15 protein-coding genes are annotated in these 17,308 nt (G+C 72.1%); 13 read left to right on the plus strand and 2 right to left on the minus strand.

The window, feature by feature from the left end; genetic code table 11:
* Window positions 1-234 precede the first annotated feature (234 nt).
* The 13 genes from ABUW04_RS08090 to ABUW04_RS08150 all read left to right on the plus strand — a co-directional run bounded on the left by ABUW04_RS08090 (window position 235) and on the right by ABUW04_RS08150 (window position 15,582).
* Window positions 235-669, plus strand: coding sequence for a hypothetical protein (locus tag ABUW04_RS08090; RefSeq protein WP_157624095.1), 435 nt, complete (start codon window positions 235-237; stop codon window positions 667-669).
* 173 nt (window positions 670-842) lie between these two features.
* Window positions 843-1,376, plus strand: coding sequence for a hypothetical protein (locus tag ABUW04_RS08095; RefSeq protein WP_380563742.1), 534 nt, complete (start codon window positions 843-845; stop codon window positions 1,374-1,376).
* Window positions 1,377-1,713: 337 nt separating this feature from the next.
* Window positions 1,714-2,742, plus strand: coding sequence for a PstS family phosphate ABC transporter substrate-binding protein (locus ABUW04_RS08100; RefSeq protein ID WP_030264441.1), 1,029 nt, complete (start codon window positions 1,714-1,716; stop codon window positions 2,740-2,742).
* 117 nt (window positions 2,743-2,859) lie between these two features.
* Window positions 2,860-3,444, plus strand: coding sequence for a hypothetical protein (locus ABUW04_RS08105; protein ID WP_030264435.1), 585 nt, complete (start codon window positions 2,860-2,862; stop codon window positions 3,442-3,444).
* Window positions 3,445-3,617: 173 nt separating this feature from the next.
* On the plus strand, window positions 3,618-6,269 hold the full coding sequence (locus ABUW04_RS08110) for a hypothetical protein (RefSeq protein ID WP_380563744.1): 2,652 nt from the start codon (window positions 3,618-3,620) through the stop codon (window positions 6,267-6,269).
* Window positions 6,269-7,309, plus strand: coding sequence for a phosphate ABC transporter permease subunit PstC (gene pstC / locus ABUW04_RS08115; protein WP_380563745.1), 1,041 nt, complete (start codon window positions 6,269-6,271; stop codon window positions 7,307-7,309). The genes ABUW04_RS08110 and pstC overlap by 1 nt, the downstream gene beginning before the upstream one ends.
* Window positions 7,310-7,351: 42 nt before the next feature.
* Entirely contained in the window at window positions 7,352-8,485 is a 1,134-nt protein-coding gene (gene pstA, locus ABUW04_RS08120; RefSeq protein ID WP_084715414.1) for a phosphate ABC transporter permease PstA, read from the plus strand.
* A 26-nt stretch (window positions 8,486-8,511) separates the two neighbouring features.
* Complete coding sequence (locus ABUW04_RS08125) at window positions 8,512-10,395, plus strand: substrate-binding domain-containing protein (RefSeq protein WP_380563746.1); 1,884 nt, start codon at window positions 8,512-8,514, stop codon at window positions 10,393-10,395.
* Window positions 10,392-11,327 carry a class E sortase gene (locus ABUW04_RS08130; RefSeq protein ID WP_380563747.1) on the plus strand — a complete coding sequence of 312 codons (936 nt, stop codon included), beginning with the start codon at window positions 10,392-10,394 and terminating at the stop codon, window positions 11,325-11,327. The genes ABUW04_RS08125 and ABUW04_RS08130 overlap by 4 nt, the downstream gene beginning before the upstream one ends.
* Window positions 11,328-11,341: 14 nt before the next feature.
* Window positions 11,342-12,229, plus strand: coding sequence for a phosphate ABC transporter ATP-binding protein (locus ABUW04_RS08135; RefSeq protein WP_232242729.1), 888 nt, complete (start codon window positions 11,342-11,344; stop codon window positions 12,227-12,229).
* A gap of 57 nt (window positions 12,230-12,286) precedes the next feature.
* On the plus strand, window positions 12,287-13,876 hold the full coding sequence (guaA, locus tag ABUW04_RS08140; RefSeq protein ID WP_030264413.1) for a glutamine-hydrolyzing GMP synthase: 1,590 nt from the start codon (window positions 12,287-12,289) through the stop codon (window positions 13,874-13,876).
* 183 nt (window positions 13,877-14,059) lie between these two features.
* The gene (locus tag ABUW04_RS08145) at window positions 14,060-14,821 is read left to right on the plus strand and encodes a class II aldolase/adducin family protein (protein WP_051726471.1); all 762 of its coding nucleotides are present in this window, start codon (window positions 14,060-14,062) and stop codon (window positions 14,819-14,821) included.
* Between the two features lie 218 nt (window positions 14,822-15,039).
* Window positions 15,040-15,582, plus strand: coding sequence for a DoxX family membrane protein (locus ABUW04_RS08150; protein WP_380563749.1), 543 nt, complete (start codon window positions 15,040-15,042; stop codon window positions 15,580-15,582).
* Here ABUW04_RS08150 and ABUW04_RS08155 read toward each other — a convergent pair.
* Window positions 15,513-15,842, minus strand: coding sequence for a hypothetical protein (locus tag ABUW04_RS08155; protein ID WP_380563751.1), 330 nt, complete (start codon window positions 15,840-15,842; stop codon window positions 15,513-15,515). The two genes, ABUW04_RS08150 and ABUW04_RS08155, sit on opposite strands and share 70 nt — an antisense overlap.
* A complete protein-coding gene (locus ABUW04_RS08160; RefSeq protein ID WP_380563753.1) occupies window positions 15,839-17,248 on the minus strand; it encodes a PspC domain-containing protein in 1,410 nt (469 codons plus the stop codon). The genes ABUW04_RS08155 and ABUW04_RS08160 overlap by 4 nt, the downstream gene beginning before the upstream one ends.
* Window positions 17,249-17,308 lie beyond the last annotated feature (60 nt).

Raw genomic sequence — 17,308 nt, forward strand, 5'->3', positions numbered from 1 at the left:
CGGAAGTGGACGGATTGCTTTCCATGCCTACACAAACTTGCTCAGCTTGGCCCGGCTGTACGGAAGTTGTGAGACGCGGGTGGAGGGGGAGGCATGGACCGGCCGGAGCAGGAGCGCGAGCGCGCGCAGTCCTCGCGGAGCAGCGGGGAGCAGGCCGCAGGGGCCGTTCGAGGAGGTGCCACGGGTGCGGCGGGGGTCCCCGGTGGCAAGGGCAGATGTGTTGCGGAGAAGTCGGTGAACGGAATGTATGAGTGGCGGCTGAAGGCACCCAACGGACGGGTGGTCGCCGTCTCGCCGGCGCACTTCCGGACGGCCGAGGAGGCCGTCCGGGCCTGTGCGGAGCTCCGCGACGGCGGTGCGGAGCAGTTGGCCAGGATCACCCATGAGAACGAGGGGATCGGCTGGGTGTGGTCGGTGCCGGGGCCCTACGGGCGGCCGCTGGCCAGGTCGCCGCGGGCCTACGAGCGCTATGCGACCTGTCAGAACGCCTTCAGGAAGTTCATGCTGCTGCTGATCGGGCCGGGCGAACCTGCCGGTTCGGCCGGGCCCGGCGAGGCGGAGCCGTCGCACCAGCGGCGGTCACCCTCCTTACCGGGCCCGGGGGAGCGGCCGTTACCACGGCCGCATCCCCCGGCCGAGGATGAAAGCGCATTCCGGTACCGGACCTGACCGGGCGCGATCCGGGCGGGGACCGGCCCCCCGCGGTGGACCGGATGTGTCGTCCCATGCACCCGCCGTTCGTCCGGCCGTGCCATCGGCCGGGCGATGCTGCTTGTCGAGCAGCGAACCCCGGCGCGGCCCGGCGGGCGGGTGCGTGGGCGGGGGCGGAGGTGACGAGGGTGATGACGTACGAGTCCGGCCTGCTGGACGGGGCGGGCACAACCGATGACGCCGGCAGAGCAGTCGAGGCGGCAGCCCGCGCGGCAGCGGGCAGGGCCCAGGGCGGAGGCGTCGGCGGCGCCGACCGGGCGGCACGGGAGCCGCGCAAGCCGCGGCTGCTGGCGCTGCGCTCCTCCGGCGGCCCTTCCGGCCAGCTGGGCTGGTCGCTGGTGGCGGGCAACGGGCGGCAGTTGGCGCGCTCGGCGACGCTGTACCGCAGCGGTGCCGAACTGCTGGACTCGCTGCGGGAGCTGAGGGCCGACCGGCACGCCCTGCGCTGCCTGCTGAGCCAGCGTCAGGGCCGCTCCTGGCTGTGGACGGCACATCTGCCGGCCCGGCGCTCCGGCGAGCGCGAGGGCGCCGCGGTCGCCTGCGGGGCCCGGACCTATCTGCGCCAGGACCAGTGCCGCAAGGGTATGGCCGGCTTCCTGGCGGCGCTGGATCTGCTGCCCGACGAGGCCTGGGCACTGGTGCTGCCGGTCGATCCGAAGTGGTGAACAGGAGGTGGCCGAGGGGCGCTCGACCCGCCACCTGGGGAAGCACGCCCGGTGTTGCCGGGTGCACCGCCGGACGGACCCACCGCTACGGCGACAACCCATCTGAGCTGCGGCGACGGTGGCTCCGACCGAACCGCCGTCGCCGTCTCGGAGCGGCCCGACGGTGCCGGGCGGCCCTTGGCGGGGGCACAGCCGCTCGGGGAGGGTCGTTCCCGCCGGAGGCCGCGCCGCGCAGCACCGCAGCACCGCAGTTCCGCAGCGCGACGGCCTAGGGCACCGGACCCGCAACCGGGTCTTGGTCCGCCATGTACGTCACTCCTCCCGGAGGAACCGCAACATGCGTAAGACCACTGTCGCCAAGCTCGTCTCCGCTGCCGCGCTCACCGCCTCCGTGGTGTCCCTCGCCGCCGGTCCGGCCCTCGCCGACCCGCCGAGCGGCACCACCCCCGCCGCCACCGACATCGTGGGCGTCGGCTCGGACACCGTCCAGGCTCTGTTCAACCAGCTCTCGACGGACTACACCGGCACCCCCAAGCTCTACAGCTGGGACGCCACCGGCACCTCCCCGATCACCACCAAGACGGGTGCGACCTCGATCACCCGCCCGAACGGTTCCGGTGCCGGCATCACGGCGCTGGGGAGCACCACCTCCAGCACGGTCGACTTCGCCCGCTCCTCGCGCGGCCCGCAGACCGGCGACCCGACCACCGACGACTTCATCGCCTACGCGAAGGACGCGGTGTCCTGGGCGGCCAAGTCCGGCGGCGACGCCCCGGCCAACCTGACCAAGGCCGACCTGCAGGGCATCTACGCCTGCACGATCACCAAGTGGAACCAGATCACCGACATCTCCGGCTTCACCGGTTCGGCCAACACCATCCAGCCGTTCCTGCCGCAGAGCGGTTCCGGCACCCGGTCCTTCTTCCTCAGCTCCACCGGCATCACCACCATCGGCAGCTGCGTGAACCAGACGGTGGAGGAGAACGAGGGCAGCAACACCCTGCTGCAGACCAACGACTCGGTGGTGCCCTACTCGGTGGGCCACTACATCGGCCAGGTCTACTTCAGCCACGGCTCCGGCACCGACGTCCAGGGCCCGCTGACCGTCCGCAACCTGGACGGCATCGTGCCGATCGACACCACCAACAAGACCATCTCCAGCGCCTACGCCGTCAGCGCGTACTCGCGGAACCTCTACAACGTGGTCCGTGCCGGTGACTGGAACGCGGGCGACTCCCACGCCACCGCGCTGAAGGCGATCTTCAGCTCGACCGGCTGGATCTGCAAGAACGCCACCGCCCAGGCCGACCTCAAGAGCTACGGCTTCCTGCCGCTGGCCCTGTGCGGCGTCATCTCGCACACCTGACCGACCTGACCGGCACCGCTCCATCGCTCCACCGCGTGATCCCTGCTTTGCCACGCCTGCAGCGGGTCGGCCCCGGATTCGTCCGGGTGCCGGCCCGCTTTCCCCGAGGAGACACTCATGCATGCACGCAGGTTCCTGCCCGTGGTCGTCGCCGCCTCTGCCGCCCTGGCCCTCGGCCTCACCCTGCCCGGTTCGGCGACGGCCGCCACCGCCGCCTCCGGCAGCGCGGTGATCACCGAGAGCAGCACCTTCTTCCAGCAGGCCGCCGCCCAGGGCGTCTTCGCCGCCCCGCTGCCCTCGGCGACCGGCGCATACAGCTCCGCCAACGGGCTGACCTCGACCTTCCCGGTCACCGGTGGCACCGGCAACGTGGACCAGATCACCGCCGACCTGCAGCTCGGCGGCGGCCTGCTGATCGTCGACGTGAAGACCGGCCGGGCCGCGGCCTTCACCAACCTGGACTTCAACACCTTCCTGGGCCAGTTCACCGGCGTCCCGGTGGGCGGCAGCACCCCGGTCGCGCTGCTCGACCCCGCCGGGGACCTCAGCGTCGGCGGCGACGGAACGGCGCAGACCCTGACGTCCTCCGAGCTGGACGTGGACCCGGCCGGCGCCGCCTACCTCAACGCCCACCTGCAGACCGGCTTCTTCGCCGGCCAGTCCGTCGGCTCCTTCGCGGTCAGCTACACGCCCGCCTCCTGACCTGGCCGGGGGCCGGCACCGGATCGCCGATCCGGTGCCGGCCCCCGGGTCCGTCGCGAGCGGAGTTGTCGTCTCGTACATCTGTTGGACCGTCATCAGTCATGGCGGACAGGCCGAATGGTTGGGGCCGCCGTGTGGCCGGGCCGGAAATGCGCTGAGGGGAACGGGTTGTGATGACGGTGCGAGCGAGGCGGATCTCCTCGGCGCGGAGGGGGTTCCGCAGGGGCGCCGCGGTCGTCCTGACGGCGCTGCTCCTGCTCGGCGGGCTGGGGACGCTGCCGCAGAGCGCCCATACGCTCACGCAGGCCCAGGCGGCCTCCGCGGTGACAGCGGACGGTCCGCCGGTCTGGCAGCCCAACCCGGGAGACCCGACGACGGGCAGCTACGGGTCCAAGGGTTCGGTGACGGTGAGTCAGACCACGGAGCTCACCGACCAGGTGCTGCACGTCTCCTGGACCGGGTTCACCCCCACCACGACCGGCAGCGGCGCCGGGACGTCGGCCTGGACGCCCAATGTGACGCCGGGCAGCCTGACCACCTTCTACCCGGTGCGGGTGTACGAGTGCCGGGGCACCAATCCGAAGATCACCGACTGCTACGGAAGCACCCTCTACAACGCGGATCCCAAACTCGGCTTCCAGCAGCCGGAACCGGCGTCCGGGACCACCACCCCGGAGTTCCCCTCCAACATGCGGTTGATGGCCACCCGGCCGGACGGCACCGGCTCGGCCGACATCGAGGTCTGGACGGCGGAGCAGAGCCAGTCCCTGGGCTGCGACGTCTCGCACGCCTGCTCCATCGTGGTCGAGCCCAACTACGGCGGGGACAGCCTCAGCGCCGCGCAACTCCTCGGCACTCCGGGCGGGTGCACCGACCACAGCGCGGACCCGTTGCTCGGGGAGGGCGCCGACGGCGGGCTGCAGATCCAGGACCTGGTCACCGGCAACTGGGACGGCGAGACCTGCGCCTGGTCCGAACGGACCGTGGTCCCGCTGAGCTTCGCGCCGACGCCGAGCGACTGCAAGGCCGCGACGGCGTCGTTCACCGCCCAGGGGCTGGAGATCTCCGACCGGGCGATGCAGCTCTGGCGGTCCGGGCTGTGCCAGGGCACCGCTCCGATGAGCCTGCAGTACACCTTCGGCGGCGGCGAACCGCAGGCCCGGGCCGCCTTCCTGGCCGGAACCGGGGCCGATGTCGCGCTCACCGCCTATCCGGACACCGGGGCGGCGACGCGCCCCTACGTCTACGCGCCGCTGGCGACGACGGCGATCAGCGTGGCCTTCGTGGTGGACAACGGCGGGATCTCCGGTCAGAGCGTGCCGGTGCAGGGGCAGCAGATCACCCGGATGCGGCTGAACGCCCGGCTGCTGGCGAAGCTGCTGACCCAGTCGTACTCGGACGGAGCCGGAAACGGCTCGCTGCCGGGCTTCGCCTCGGTCGCGGGCAACCCGGCCTGCATCTTCCAGGACCCGGAGTTCCTGCAGCTGAATCCGGTCGATCCGGTGAACGGCCCAGTCTGGCCGTCCTGCGACTACAGCCAGTACCCGATCGTGACCGGCGGGACCACCGACCTGGTGCGCCAGTTGACCACCTGGATCCACGCCGACCCCGACGCCCGGGCCTTCCTGCAGGGCGCGCCGGACCCGTGGGGCATGCACGTCGACAGCTACTACCTGCCGAAGACCTTCTCCGGCTACCCGGTCGACTCGCTGGTTCCGCAGGACTCGACCGGCACCTACCAGGGCGCCAACGGGACGATCCACCGCAAGCAGGAGGACTGGATCCCGCTGCTGGGCGGGCTGACCCAGGTGGACCGCAACGTCATCCAGGCCCAGCCGAGCTGCATCCACGACGACACCGGCTCGGTGGCGCTGACCTCCAAGTGCGCCCCCGAGGCGCCGGGCATCAGGTCGGTGTTCGCGATCACGGACGCCGCCACCGCGCAGGCGTTCTCGCTGCCGACCGCCCAACTGCAGAACCCGTCCGGCGCGTTCGTCGGCCCGGACCTGCACAGCATGCAGGCGGCGGTGGACGACATGCCGCTGGACGCCAGGACCGGGACCCAGGTGCTTCCCTACGGGACCCCCGGTACCGCCTTCGCCTCGGACGCGGCGGCCTACCCGCTCACCCAGGTGTCCTACGCCATGGTCCCGACCCGGGGCCTGAGCGACGCCAAGGCCGGCAGTATCTCCCGCTTCCTGACGCAGGTCACCGCCTCCGACTCGGGACAGGTCTACGGGTTCGACCCCGGTGAACTGGCGCCCGGGTTCCTCGATCTGACGTCCCAGCAGCAGGCGCAGGCCGCGTCGGCCGCGGAGCACGTGCTGGCGCAGGACGGGACGCTGCCGGGCAACCAGGGGGTCGCCCACGAGGGCGGCTCGACGACCGGTGCGACGTCCCAGGGCACCTCGGGCGGTTCGTCGACCTCGACGTCCGGCGGAACGGGCGGCGGCAGCGGCGGTGCCGCGTCCGGCGGCACGGCAGGGGGTACCACGTCCGGCGGCAGCACGTCCGGCGGCACCGGCGGGACGTCGGCCGGCAGCACCGGAGGTGCGTCGGGCGGACAGTCGCCGAACCGGGCCGGCTCCTCGGCGACGCCGCTCGCGGTGCAGAACGTCGCGGCCGGGCAGGCCGATCCGGACCGGGCCGGGGCGCAGCGGCTGCTGCTGCCGGCGCTGCTGATCGCGGGAGCGGCGCTGCTCATCGGCGGTCCGGCGGTGCTGCTGCTGGGCGGCACCGGGGCCGGCGCGGGGCTGCGACAGGGCTGGGGCAGGACCGCGGCCGCGGTGCGGCGCGGGGTCCGGCGGATGGGAAGGCGCGGGTGATGGCCGACTTCGTGACGGCGGACGACGGCCAGGGCACGGGCCTCGACGCGAGCTCCGACGCGAGTTCCGACGCGGGCGAGGACCGGCCGCGGCGGATCACCGCGCCGGTGTCGGCCGGGGACCGCCTCTTCCGCGGGTTGCTGCGCGCCGCCGGGCTCTCGGTCTTCGCGATCATGGGCCTGATCGCCTTCTTCCTGCTCTACCGGGGTCTGCAGGCGCTGAGGTCGAGCGGCTGGTCGTTCTTCACCGAGCAGAACTGGCTCACCCAGGCGCATGTCTTCGGGATCGCCGCGGTGCTCCCGGACGGGATCATCATCGCGCTGGTGGCGCTGGCCATCGCGGTGCCGGTGGCGCTGACCGCGGCGGTCTTCATCTCGGAGTACGCGCCGGTGCGGATCAGGTCCGCGCTGATGTCGCTGGTGGACCTGATGGCGGCGATCCCCAGCATCGTCTACGGCCTGTGGGGGCTGTTCTTCCTCCAGCCCAGGATCGTCGGCTTCGTCCGCTGGCTGACCATGCATCTGGGCGGCGCACTGCCGTTCCTGAAGGTGCGCACCGGCGACATCGACACCTCCTACACCTCGTCACCGTTCATCGCCGGCACGGTCGTCTCGCTGATGATCATCCCGATCATCGCCTCGCTCAGCCGCGAGGTCTTCTCCCAGGCCCCGCAGGGCGAGCGGGAGGGCGCCTACGCGCTGGGCAGCACCCGCTGGGGGATGGTGCGGAAGGTGGTGCTGCCGTTCGGCCGGGGCGGGGTGATCGGGGCGGTGATGCTCGGCTTCGGCCGGGCGATGGGGGAGACCATCGCCGTCGCCCTGATCATCTCGCCGAAGTTCCTGGTGACCGGTCACATCCTGGAGAACGGCGCCAACTCCATCTCGGCCCTGATCGCGCTGCGCTTCGGCGAGTCGGACGCGCTGTCGCTGTCCGCGCTGATGGCCGCAGGCCTGGTGCTCTTCCTGCTCACCCTGCTGGTCAACATGGTCGCCTCGGTGGTGATCGGGCGGTCCCGCTCCGGTGCCGCGACGGCGGACTGAGGCAGCGGTGGACCGAAACGACTCACGAGGGGCTGGGATGCAGTGAGTGTCATCGAGCGTACGGCGCAGGCCGTGCCCACCGCGCCGGCGGAACGGCGGGTGCGCCTGGGCGGCGTCACCAGGGAGAGCGTGCTGACGCTGCTCGGAGCCGCCGCGGGCTCCCTCGCGCTGGACTGGGTGCTCTACGAACGGGTGCTGCCGCTCAGCGGCGCCTTCGGCTTCCTGGTCGTCTGGTACCTGCTGTTCCTCGCCATGACCTGGGGCCTGGGCCGGCTGCAGTGGGACGCGCGCACGGTCCGCGAGCGCCTGGTGCAGACCGTGGTCGGCAGCTCCGGGGTCCTGGTGGTGGCGCTGATCGTCGATCAGATCGTCTATGTGGCGATCCGGGGCTCGCACGCGGCCTCGCACAGCAACTTCTTCACCCAGTCGATGGAGACCACGGCGACGCTCTCCCCGATCACCTCGGGCGGGGCGCTCAACGCGGTGGTCGGCTCGCTGGAGCAGCTCGGCCTGGCGACCCTGTTCGCCGTGCCGCTGGGCATCGCGGCGGCGGTCTTCATGTCCGAGGTCGGCGGCAGGCTGGCCCGACCGGTCCGGACCGTGGTCGAGGCGATGACCGCACTGCCCTCGATCGTGGCCGGGCTGTTCATCCTCGGCGTGGTCATCCTCTCGCTGGGGGTGCAGAAGTGCGGCTTCGCCGCCTCACTGGCGCTGACGGTGATGATGATGCCGATCGTGACCAGGGCCGCCGAGGTGGTGATCAGGCTGGTGCCGGGCACCCTGCGGGAGGCCTCGTACGCGCTCGGCGGCAGCCAGTGGCGGACGGTGCTGAACGTGGTGCTGCCGACGGCGCGGCCCGGTCTGGTCACCGCGGTGGTGCTGGGGATGGCCCGCGGTGTGGGCGAGACCTCGCCGGTGCTGCTGACCTCGGGCTTCACCTCGGGGATGAACGCCGACCCGTTCTCGGACCACCAGGTCAGCCTGCCGCTCTACATCTGGAACTACGTCAGGTACCCCGCGCCGGACATGGTGGCGCGCGGCTTCGCCGCCGCGCTGACCCTGATGGCGATGGTGCTGGTGCTCTTCGTCACCGCCCGGCTGATCGGCGGCCGCCGCCCCGGTGACCTGAGCCGCCGTCAGCGGCGGCGGCTGCAGCGGGAGATGGCCGCGTCATGAGTCGAACCGATCCTGGAGGAACACCCATGTCAGCGACACCCCCCGGGGCCGGTCGCCTGCTGCGCCGACTGCGCCTGTCGGCCGTCCTGCTCTGCGCGGTGGCCCTGGTGCTGGTGCAGAGCGGCACCGCCGACGCGGCGACCTCGCTCAACGGCGACGGCTCCAGCTGGGCGGGGCCCGCGCTGGACCAGTGGCGGCAGGACGTGGGTCCGCTGGGGATCAACATCAACTTCTCGCCGGTGGGCTCGGCCGCCGGGCGCCAGCAGTGGAGCCTGGGCCAGGACGACTTCACCGCCTCGGACGTGCCGTTCCGCACCCACGCCGACGCCGGCATGCCGACCAACGGCGGGCAGACCTTCAACGGCGCGGAGAACCCGGTCTACGACTTCTCCTACGTCCCGGTCACGGCCGGCGGCACCGCCTTCATGTACCACCTCACCGTCGGCGGCAAGCTGGTCCGCAACATGCGGTTGTCGCCCGCCACCATCGTGAAGATCTTCACCGGGGCGATCACCTACTGGGACGACCCGGCCATCGTCCACGACTACGGCAGCGCGCTGCCGCACACCCCGATCACCCCGGTGGTCCGCTCCGACGGGTCGGGCGCGACCGCCCAGTTCACCCGGTACATGGAGCACACCTACAAGTCCCAGTGGGACGCCTACTGCCGGGCCCAGGTCCATGCGACCTGCGGCGACTACACCGAGTTCTTCCCGCCCTCGGGCCGCATGGTCGCGCAGAACGGGTCGGACGTGGTGGCCAACTACATCCAGTCGCCGACCGGCGAGGGCACCATCGGGTACGACGAGTACGCCTACGCCAAGCGCGCCAACTGGCCCGTCGTCAAGGTGCTCAACCCGGCCGGCTACTACACCCTGCCGACCGCCTCCAACGTGGCCGTGGCGCTGACCGCCGCCAAGATCCGCGGCGTGGACGACAACACCTCGCCCAACGACCCCAACTACCTGCAGCAGAACCTGGACGGGGTCTACACCAACAACGACCGGCGCTCCTACCCGATCTCCAGCTACAGCTACCTGATCGTGCCGAGGTCCGGCGAGTCGCGCGGGGTGCCGCCGCGGTTCAACACGGCCAAGGGGTCGGCGCTCAGCCGCTACATCGGCTACATCCTCTGCGCCGGGCAGGGCGAGGCCGACCAGTTGGGGTACTCGCCGATCCCGCGCGGGCTGGTGAAGGGCGGCCTGCTGCAGGTCGCGCACATCCCCGGGAACGCCAGCGGGGTCAATCCCAACACGCTCAGCAACTGCCCCAATCCGACCTTCAACTCGGCCGGACAGCTGACCGTGCTGACCAAGGCCCCGCAGCCGAGCCCCTGCGACAAGGCGGGCGAGCCGCTGACCTGCACCGTGCAGGCCAACGGGCAGCCCAGCAGCGGCAGCAGCGGCGGTTCCGGCTCCTCCGGCGGTTCCGGCTCGGGGAGCGGCGGCAGCGGCTCGTCCGGCACGTCCGGCGGAACGGGCGGCAGCGGTACCGGTGGTAGCGGGGCCGGTACCTCGGGGAGCGGCGGGGCGGCCGGCAGCACCGGCGGCGCCACCGGTTCGACCTCCGGGTCCGCGGGGTCCACCGGCGGAAAGATCGATCCGGACACCGGCCAGGTGGTCCCGGCCTCCGGCACCGGGACCAGCGGAGGGGACGCCGGGAACGGGGCGCCGGCCACCATCGTCTCGCTGGCCGGACGGCACGACGACGCCCTGCTGAGCTCGCTCACCGCGGTCGAACTGCTCGCCGTCGTCAGCGTTCCCCCCGCTGTCGGCGGCTACCTGGCCCGGCGGCGGCGCCTCCTGGCCCTCGGCACCGGCGCCGGGCCCCACCCCGGCGGCGGGAGCGGCGGCAGCGGCGGTGGCGGCGGTAACAACGGGGGCAACGGCGGCGAGGGGGCCGACTCATGAGCGCCCCACCGCTGGACCGCCCCGCGGTCACCGCCCCTCCGGCGCCGCCGGAACCCCCCGCGGTCCCGGCCACCGCGGCCGACCCGGCGCCGGTGCGTCCGCGCCGGCCCCCGGCGACACCGGGGCGCCGCCGGCTGCTGCGGACCGCCACCGCGGTCAGCCTGCTGGGCTTCCTGCTGGTCGGATTCGCGGTCTTCCTGCTCGCCTTCGCGGGCCTGCAGGAGCAGCACTTCCAGTCCACCTCCTACAAGTCCTTCGCGCTCGACCTCGGCAACGCCGTCGCGCCGACCGGCACCGCCCCCGACGGCGCGCCGGTCGCCGTGATCGACATCCCGGCCATCGGGCTGCACTCGACCGTGGTGGTCGAGGGCACCACCGGGCGGGACCTGATGCGCGGCCCCGGACACCGCAGGGACACCGCGCTCCCCGGCCAGCAGGGCGTCAGCGTGCTCTACGGACGCACCGTCACCTTCGGTGCCCCGTTCGGCGCCATCACCTCGCTCCGCACCGGCGACAAGATCTACGCCACCACCGGGCAGGGCCGGTTCAGCTACACCGTCGACGCCTTCGGCGACGGCAGCCACCCGATCACCGACACCGCGGCCTCCCGGCTGGTCCTGGTCACCGGGAACTCCAGCTGGATCCCCACCGGTACCACGACCGTCGGCGCCCGGCTCGACGGAACCGCGGCGCCCAACCCGGGCGGCCGTCCGGCCGTCGTCGCCCAGGACAAGGCGCTGGCCTCCGACGACTACGGGCTGGCGCCGCTGCAGCTGTGGTCGCTGGCGCTGCTGGGCGCGGTGCTGCTGGTCACCCTCGGCTCCAGGCTCTGGCACCGGCAGGCCGCCTACCTGGCCGGGGCCCCGGTGGTGCTGGCGCTGCTCTGGAGCGTCTACGAGAACGCGGCAGCGCTGCTTCCCAACCTCTACTGACACGGAGAGACGCGATGAGCGACACCGCAGCTGCGGACCCGACTGTCCCGATGGCCGCGATCGACGCCGCCGACGCGACCGACACCATCGTCCTGCCCGGCGTCGAGCGCCCGTCCGGGGGAACCCCGCTGTACGGGCTGGAGAGCCGGGGCGTCTCGGCCTGGTTCGGCACCCACAAGGTGCTGGACCGGGTCTCGCTCACCATGCAGCCGGGACAGGTCACCGCGCTGATCGGCCCGTCCGGCTGCGGCAAGTCCACCTATCTGCGCATCCTCAACCGGATGCACGAGATGGTCCGCACCGCGGGCCTGGCCGGCGAGGTGCTGCTGGACGGGGAGGACGTCTACGCCCCGGGCCGGCGCCCGGCCGACGTCCGGCGCCGGATCGGGATGGTCTTCCAGCGACCCAACCCCTTCCCCGGCATGTCGCTGTACGACAACGTCGCCAGCGGGCTGAAGCTGGCCGGGATCAAGGTGAGCCGGGACCACCGCGACCACCTGGTGCAGTCCAGCCTGGAGCGGGCCGGGCTCTGGAACGAGGTCCGCAACCGGCTGCGCACCCCCGGCGGCTCGCTCTCCGGCGGCCAGCAGCAGCGGCTCTGCATCGCCCGCTCGCTGGCGGTCTCCCCGGACGTGCTGCTGATGGACGAACCCTGCTCGGCGCTGGACCCCACCTCCACCCGCCGGGTCGAGGAGACCATCGCGGAGCTGCGCGGACGGCTCACCATCGTGATCGTCACCCACAACATGCAGCAGGCCCAGCGGGTGTCGCAGTCCTGCGCCTTCTTCCTGGCGACCCACGACACCCCGGGGCGGATCGTCGAGGCCGGCGACACCGAGCAGGTGTTCGGAGACCCGGCGGATCCGCGCACGGCGGACTACGTCAACGGGCGTTTCGGCTGATCGCGCGGGCGACGGTAGGATGGGGCTCCCCCCATCGCACCGCCGGAAGGCCGCCCTGTGGCAATCGCGACCCCCGACCACCAGACGACAGACACCGTGCTCGTCGTCGACTTCGGCGCCCAGTACGCCCAGCTCATCGCGCGCCGGGTGCGCGAGGCCCGGGTCTACAGCGAGATCGTCCCCTCGACCATGCCGGTCGCCGAGATGCTGGCGAAGAAGCCGGCGGCGATCATCCTCTCCGGCGGGCCGTCCTCGGTGTACGCCGAGGGTGCCCCGGTGCTGGAGCGGGCGATCTTCGAGGCCGGGGTCCCGGTCTTCGGCATGTGCTACGGCTTCCAGCTGATGGCGGTGGCGCTCGGCGGCACCGTCGACAACAGCGGCGCCCGCGAGTACGGCCGGACCGAGCTGACCGTCTCCCGCCCCGGATCGACCCTGTTCGAGGGCACCCCGGCCGAGCAGTCGGTGTGGATGTCGCACGGCGACGCCTGCTCCGCCGCCCCTCCCGGGTTCACCGTCACCGCCTCCACCGGGGTGGTCCCGGTCGCCGCCTTCGAGGACGACGCCCGCAAGCTCTACGGCGTCCAGTACCACCCCGAGGTGCTGCACTCCACCCACGGCCAGCAGATCCTGGAGCACTTCCTCTACCGCGGCGCCGGCATCGCCCCGTCCTGGACCACCACCAATGTGGTGGAGGAGCAGGTCGCGCTGATCCGGGCCCAGGTCGGCGACAAGCGCGCCATCTGCGGCCTCTCCGGCGGCGTGGACTCCGCGGTCGCCGCCGCGCTGGTGCAGAAGGCCATCGGCGCCCAGCTGACCTGCGTCTACGTCGACCACGGGCTGATGCGCAAGGGCGAGTCCGAGCAGGTCGAGAAGGACTTCGTGGCCGCCACCGGCGTGCAGCTGAAGGTCGTCGACGCCGAGGAGCGCTTCCTGACCGCGCTGGCCGGGGTGTCCGACCCGGAGCAGAAGCGCAAGATCATCGGCCGGGAGTTCATCCGGGTCTTCGAGCAGGCCGCGAGCGAGATCGTGGCCGAGGCCGGCGCCTCCGGCGAGTCGGTGGAGTTCCTGGTCCAGGGCACTCTCTACCCGGACGTGGTGGAGTCCGGCGGCGGCACCGGCACCGCCAACATCAAGTCGCACCACAACGTCGGCGGCCTCCCCGAGGACCTGCAGTTCCAGCTGGTCGAACCGCTGCGCAAGCTGTTCAAGGACGAGGTCCGGATGGTCGGCGCCGAGCTCGGCCTGCCCGACGAGATCGTCCAGCGGCAGCCGTTCCCCGGTCCGGGGCTGGGCATCCGCATCGTCGGCGAGGTCACCAAGGAGCGGCTCGACCTGCTCCGCGAGGCGGACGCCATCGCCCGCGCCGAGCTGACCGCGGCCGGGCTGGACCGCTCGATCTGGCAGTGCCCGGTGGTGCTGCTCGCGGACGTCCGCTCGGTCGGCGTCCAGGGCGACGGCCGCACCTACGGCCACCCGATCGTGCTGCGCCCGGTCTCCTCCGAGGACGCCATGACCGCCGACTGGTCCCGGGTGCCCTACGAGGTGCTGGCGAAGATCTCCACCCGGATCACCAACGAGGTCGCCGACGTGAACCGGGTCGTGCTGGACGTCACCAGCAAGCCGCCGGGCACCATCGAGTGGGAGTAACCGCCTTCGGCTGCTCCCGCAGGGCCCTGCCGTCGCCGTCGTCCGCTCAGCGGGCGGCGGCGACGTCGCGTTTCCGGCCGTGGTCGGCTCTGGTCATTGCTGGTACTCAGGGGTAGCTTCCAGGCTCAGGACACCACCATGAGGAGAGCCGCCGTGACCAACCCGCCGCCGGGGCCCGTGCCCATGGACCAGTTGCAGTTCGCGCTGCCGCAGAAGTTCGCGACCGTGGAGGAGGAGCGGCAGCACCGCAAGGAGCGGCTGGTGGTGGCGCTGCGGCTGTTCGGCAGGTTCGGCTTCGAGGAGGGCGTGGCCGGGCACATCACCGCCAGGGACCCCGAGTGGACCGACCACTTCTGGGTGAACCCGTTCGGGATGTCCTTCAAGCGGATCACGGTCGGCGATCTGATCCTGGTGAACCACGACGGCCAGGTCGTCCAGGGCCGTCACCACGTCAACGCCGCGGCCTTCGCGATCCACTCGCAGGTGCACGCGGCCCGTCCGGACGTGGTGGCGGCGGCACACAGCCACTCCCTCTACGGCAAGACGCTGTCCGCGCTGGGCGAGCTGCTGGAGCCGATCACCCAGGACGTCTGCGCCTTCTACGAGAGCCATGCGCTGTTCGACGACTACACCGGGGTGGTGCTGGACCAGGAGGAGGGCCGCCGGATAGCCGTCGCCCTGGCCGGCCACAAGGCGGTGATCCTGCGGAACCACGGGCTGCTGACGGTGGGCGACTCGGTGGACGCGGCCGCGTGGTGGTTCATCACCATGGAGCGGTCCTGCCAGGTGCAGCTGATGGCCAGGGCGGCGGGCAAGCCGGTGCTGGTGGACCACGAGAACGCTGTGCGCACCAGGGATCAGCTGGGCAACGACCTGGTGGCGTGGATCAACTACCAGCCGCTGGTCGCCGGGCACGGGGATGCGTTGGTCGGGGCGTTCGAGTAGGGGGTTTCTGTTCTGCTCTCTGCTGCGGACCGTAGCTGGCTGGTCACGCAGTTCCCCGCGCCCCTGGGGGGCTGCAACTGGCTCAGTTGCACATGTCAGGGGCGCGGGGAACTGCGCGACGAACCCGGCACATGCTGCACCCGCGAACTGAACCTTGCGTTGCACCCGCGCGTAGGGGACAGATGTACGAACGGTCAGTTCGAGAGGTGGAGACCAGCATGGATCTGTCAGAGAAGGCGACCCGGTACGCGCTGCTGCCACTCCGGCTCTTCCTGGGGGTGACCTTCATCTATGCGGGGCTGGACAAGCTCACCGACTCGCACTACCTGGCCGGGCTGAACGATCCGACCTCCTTCGCCTCGATGACCACGGGCGTCAAGGCCGGCAGCCCGATCGGTCCGCTGCTTGACCTCGCCCTGAAGGCGCCCACCGGCTTCGCCCTGGCGATTGCGATAGGCGAGCTCGCGGTGGGCCTCGGGGCCCTCTTCGGGCTGCTGGGGCGGATCGCGGCGTTCGGCGGGGTGCTGCTGAACCTGAGCTTCTGGCTGACCGTGAGCTGGCAGGTGCACCCCTACTACCTGGGCAACGACCTGATCTACCTGATGGCCTGGGTGCCGCTGGTGCTGGCCGGGACGCCGTACCTGTCGCTGGACGGGTGGCTGGCGTCCCGGCGGCGCCATGCGGCCGGGACTCACAGCCTGCGTTCGGGGTCCTCGTCCAGCAGCCCGAGCGAGTCCAGGTCGGTGGAGAGGTCGTCGTAGCGGTAGGACTGCTCGGCGGAGGGTGAGCCGGCCGCAGGGGTCCCGGCGGACTCCTCCGGCAGGTTCTCGCGCTGGCCCCGCGCTATCCGGTAGATGGCCCCGGCCAGTCCGGCCACCCCGAGCGCGACCAGCAGCAGCGGGATCACCAGCCGGCCGTTGACGCTCAACTGCCCGGCGGCGTCCAGCAGGTAGAGCACGGCGATGGCGACGAAGGCCAGCCCCGCGATCAGCGAGAACAGGTCGAGCTGATGGCGCTTCACTGGGTGACCTCCAGGTCTCCGACGCCGACGTTCAGGTCGAGGCTGACGGTTCCGTGCTTGGCCGCGGCCTCGGGGGCGATGTCCGCGGTGCGGCTGGTCGACACGCCTCCGGCGCTGCTGTCGTCGGGGAGCCGGATGCTGCCGATGCCGACGTGGGCGTCGATCCTGAGCTCGGTGCCCGGCGGCACGATCACGGTGAGCTTGCCGAAGTCGAGATGGACCCTGGTGCTCACGGTCTGCCCGGCGGCCGGTGCGGCGGCGCTGAGGTCCAGCGTGGCGTCGCCGCCGTCCAGCTGGTAGCTGGGCTGCACCGTGCCGGCCGTGACCGGGGTCCAGGTCATGTGCTGGTAGGCGGTGCGCAGGTGGACCGGCCCCGCGCCGACGGCGGTGACCGCGAGGGTGAGCAGTGTGGCCCACACCGCCAGGCTGCGGCCCCGCCCCCAGAACGAGCAGACCACCAGGCCCAGGCCCAGCACCAGCAGCGCGGCGGCCAGTACCGCCAGCACGTTGACCGGGCGGTTGTCCTTGGCGGCGACCCACCACACCGCGCTGCCGGTGATGAGGGCCAGGAAGAAGAAGGCCGAGCCGAGGAAGGACCGCTGGCGGGTCCGCCGGCGGGCGGGGACCGGCGCGGGCGTCCGGGGTGCCGGCGGGGGCTGCGGCGGGGTGTACGGAGGCAGCGGCTCGGTCGGGTCCGCGTCGCGCGGAACGGCGTCCTCGGGTTCCTTGAGCAGGCCGACGGTGGGCGCGCCGTCCTGCGGCGGCGGGTCGCCGGCGGGGCGCTTCTCCATCGGGTCGGCCCGCTGCCACCAGGCCGGGGCCGACGGCGGGACCGGCACCGTGGGCTGCTCCGGGGGCGCCGACGGCGGGCTGGTGCGGAACTTCAGGCCGAAGACCGAGCCCTCCACACCGCCGCCGGCCGACTCGGCCTCGTCGGCCGCGCCGACGACCGGCTGCTCCCAGCGGCGCGGGTGCTTGGCCGGGTCGTAGCGCAGCGCGGCGAAGGCCAGCAGGGCGATCAGGGTCAGCGGGAAGATGTGGCCGGTGCTGCCCATGTAGGAGAAGAAGATGCCGGTGCCCAGCACGGTCACCAGCACCGCGCCGAGCGACTGGCCGTCCACCCGTCCGGACAGCAGCCGCTGCAGCTCGTTCCGCCTGGTCCGCTCGACCGGGACGATCAGCCAGGCCAGGCCGTAGATGAACAGTCCGACGCCGCCGGAGAGGCAGAGCACGGCGATCACCACCCGGAACACCACCGGGTCGATGTCCAGGTGCCGGCCCAGGCCGCCGCAGACCCCGGCCACCACGCGGCGGTCGCGGCTGCGTTCCAGCGGGGGCCGTGCGGCGCGGGCCGGCTGCGGGCCGGCCTGGGGTGGTGCCGGTGGTGGAGGCGTGTCGTCCTTCATGCCTCCATCCTGCTGCCCCGGGAGCCCGGAGCCCATCAGGCATCTCCCTGACCGGACCCT

Source organism: Streptacidiphilus jeojiensis, assembly GCF_042510965.1.
GTDB classification, from domain to species: Bacteria; Actinomycetota; Actinomycetes; order Streptomycetales; family Streptomycetaceae; genus Streptacidiphilus; species Streptacidiphilus jeojiensis.

Excerpts from the sequence above, each read along its gene's own strand:
- ABUW04_RS08130 (WP_380563747.1), top strand. The coding sequence starts at position 10,392 with ATGAGCGCCCCACCGCTGGACCGCCCCGCGGTCACCGCCCCTCCGGCG.
- ABUW04_RS08160 (WP_380563753.1), bottom strand. The coding sequence starts at position 17,248 with ATGAAGGACGACACGCCTCCACCACCGGCACCACCCCAGGCCGGCCCG.
- ABUW04_RS08110 (WP_380563744.1), top strand. The coding sequence starts at position 3,618 with ATGACGGTGCGAGCGAGGCGGATCTCCTCGGCGCGGAGGGGGTTCCGC.
- ABUW04_RS08125 (WP_380563746.1), top strand. The coding sequence starts at position 8,512 with ATGTCAGCGACACCCCCCGGGGCCGGTCGCCTGCTGCGCCGACTGCGC.
- ABUW04_RS08105 (WP_030264435.1), top strand. The coding sequence starts at position 2,860 with ATGCATGCACGCAGGTTCCTGCCCGTGGTCGTCGCCGCCTCTGCCGCC.
- ABUW04_RS08100 (WP_030264441.1), top strand. The coding sequence starts at position 1,714 with ATGCGTAAGACCACTGTCGCCAAGCTCGTCTCCGCTGCCGCGCTCACC.
- ABUW04_RS08135 (WP_232242729.1), top strand. The coding sequence starts at position 11,342 with ATGAGCGACACCGCAGCTGCGGACCCGACTGTCCCGATGGCCGCGATC.
- ABUW04_RS08095 (WP_380563742.1), top strand. The coding sequence starts at position 843 with ATGACGTACGAGTCCGGCCTGCTGGACGGGGCGGGCACAACCGATGAC.
- ABUW04_RS08150 (WP_380563749.1), top strand. The coding sequence starts at position 15,040 with ATGGATCTGTCAGAGAAGGCGACCCGGTACGCGCTGCTGCCACTCCGG.
- ABUW04_RS08145 (WP_051726471.1), top strand. The coding sequence starts at position 14,060 with ATGGACCAGTTGCAGTTCGCGCTGCCGCAGAAGTTCGCGACCGTGGAG.
- pstC (WP_380563745.1), top strand. The coding sequence starts at position 6,269 with ATGGCCGACTTCGTGACGGCGGACGACGGCCAGGGCACGGGCCTCGAC.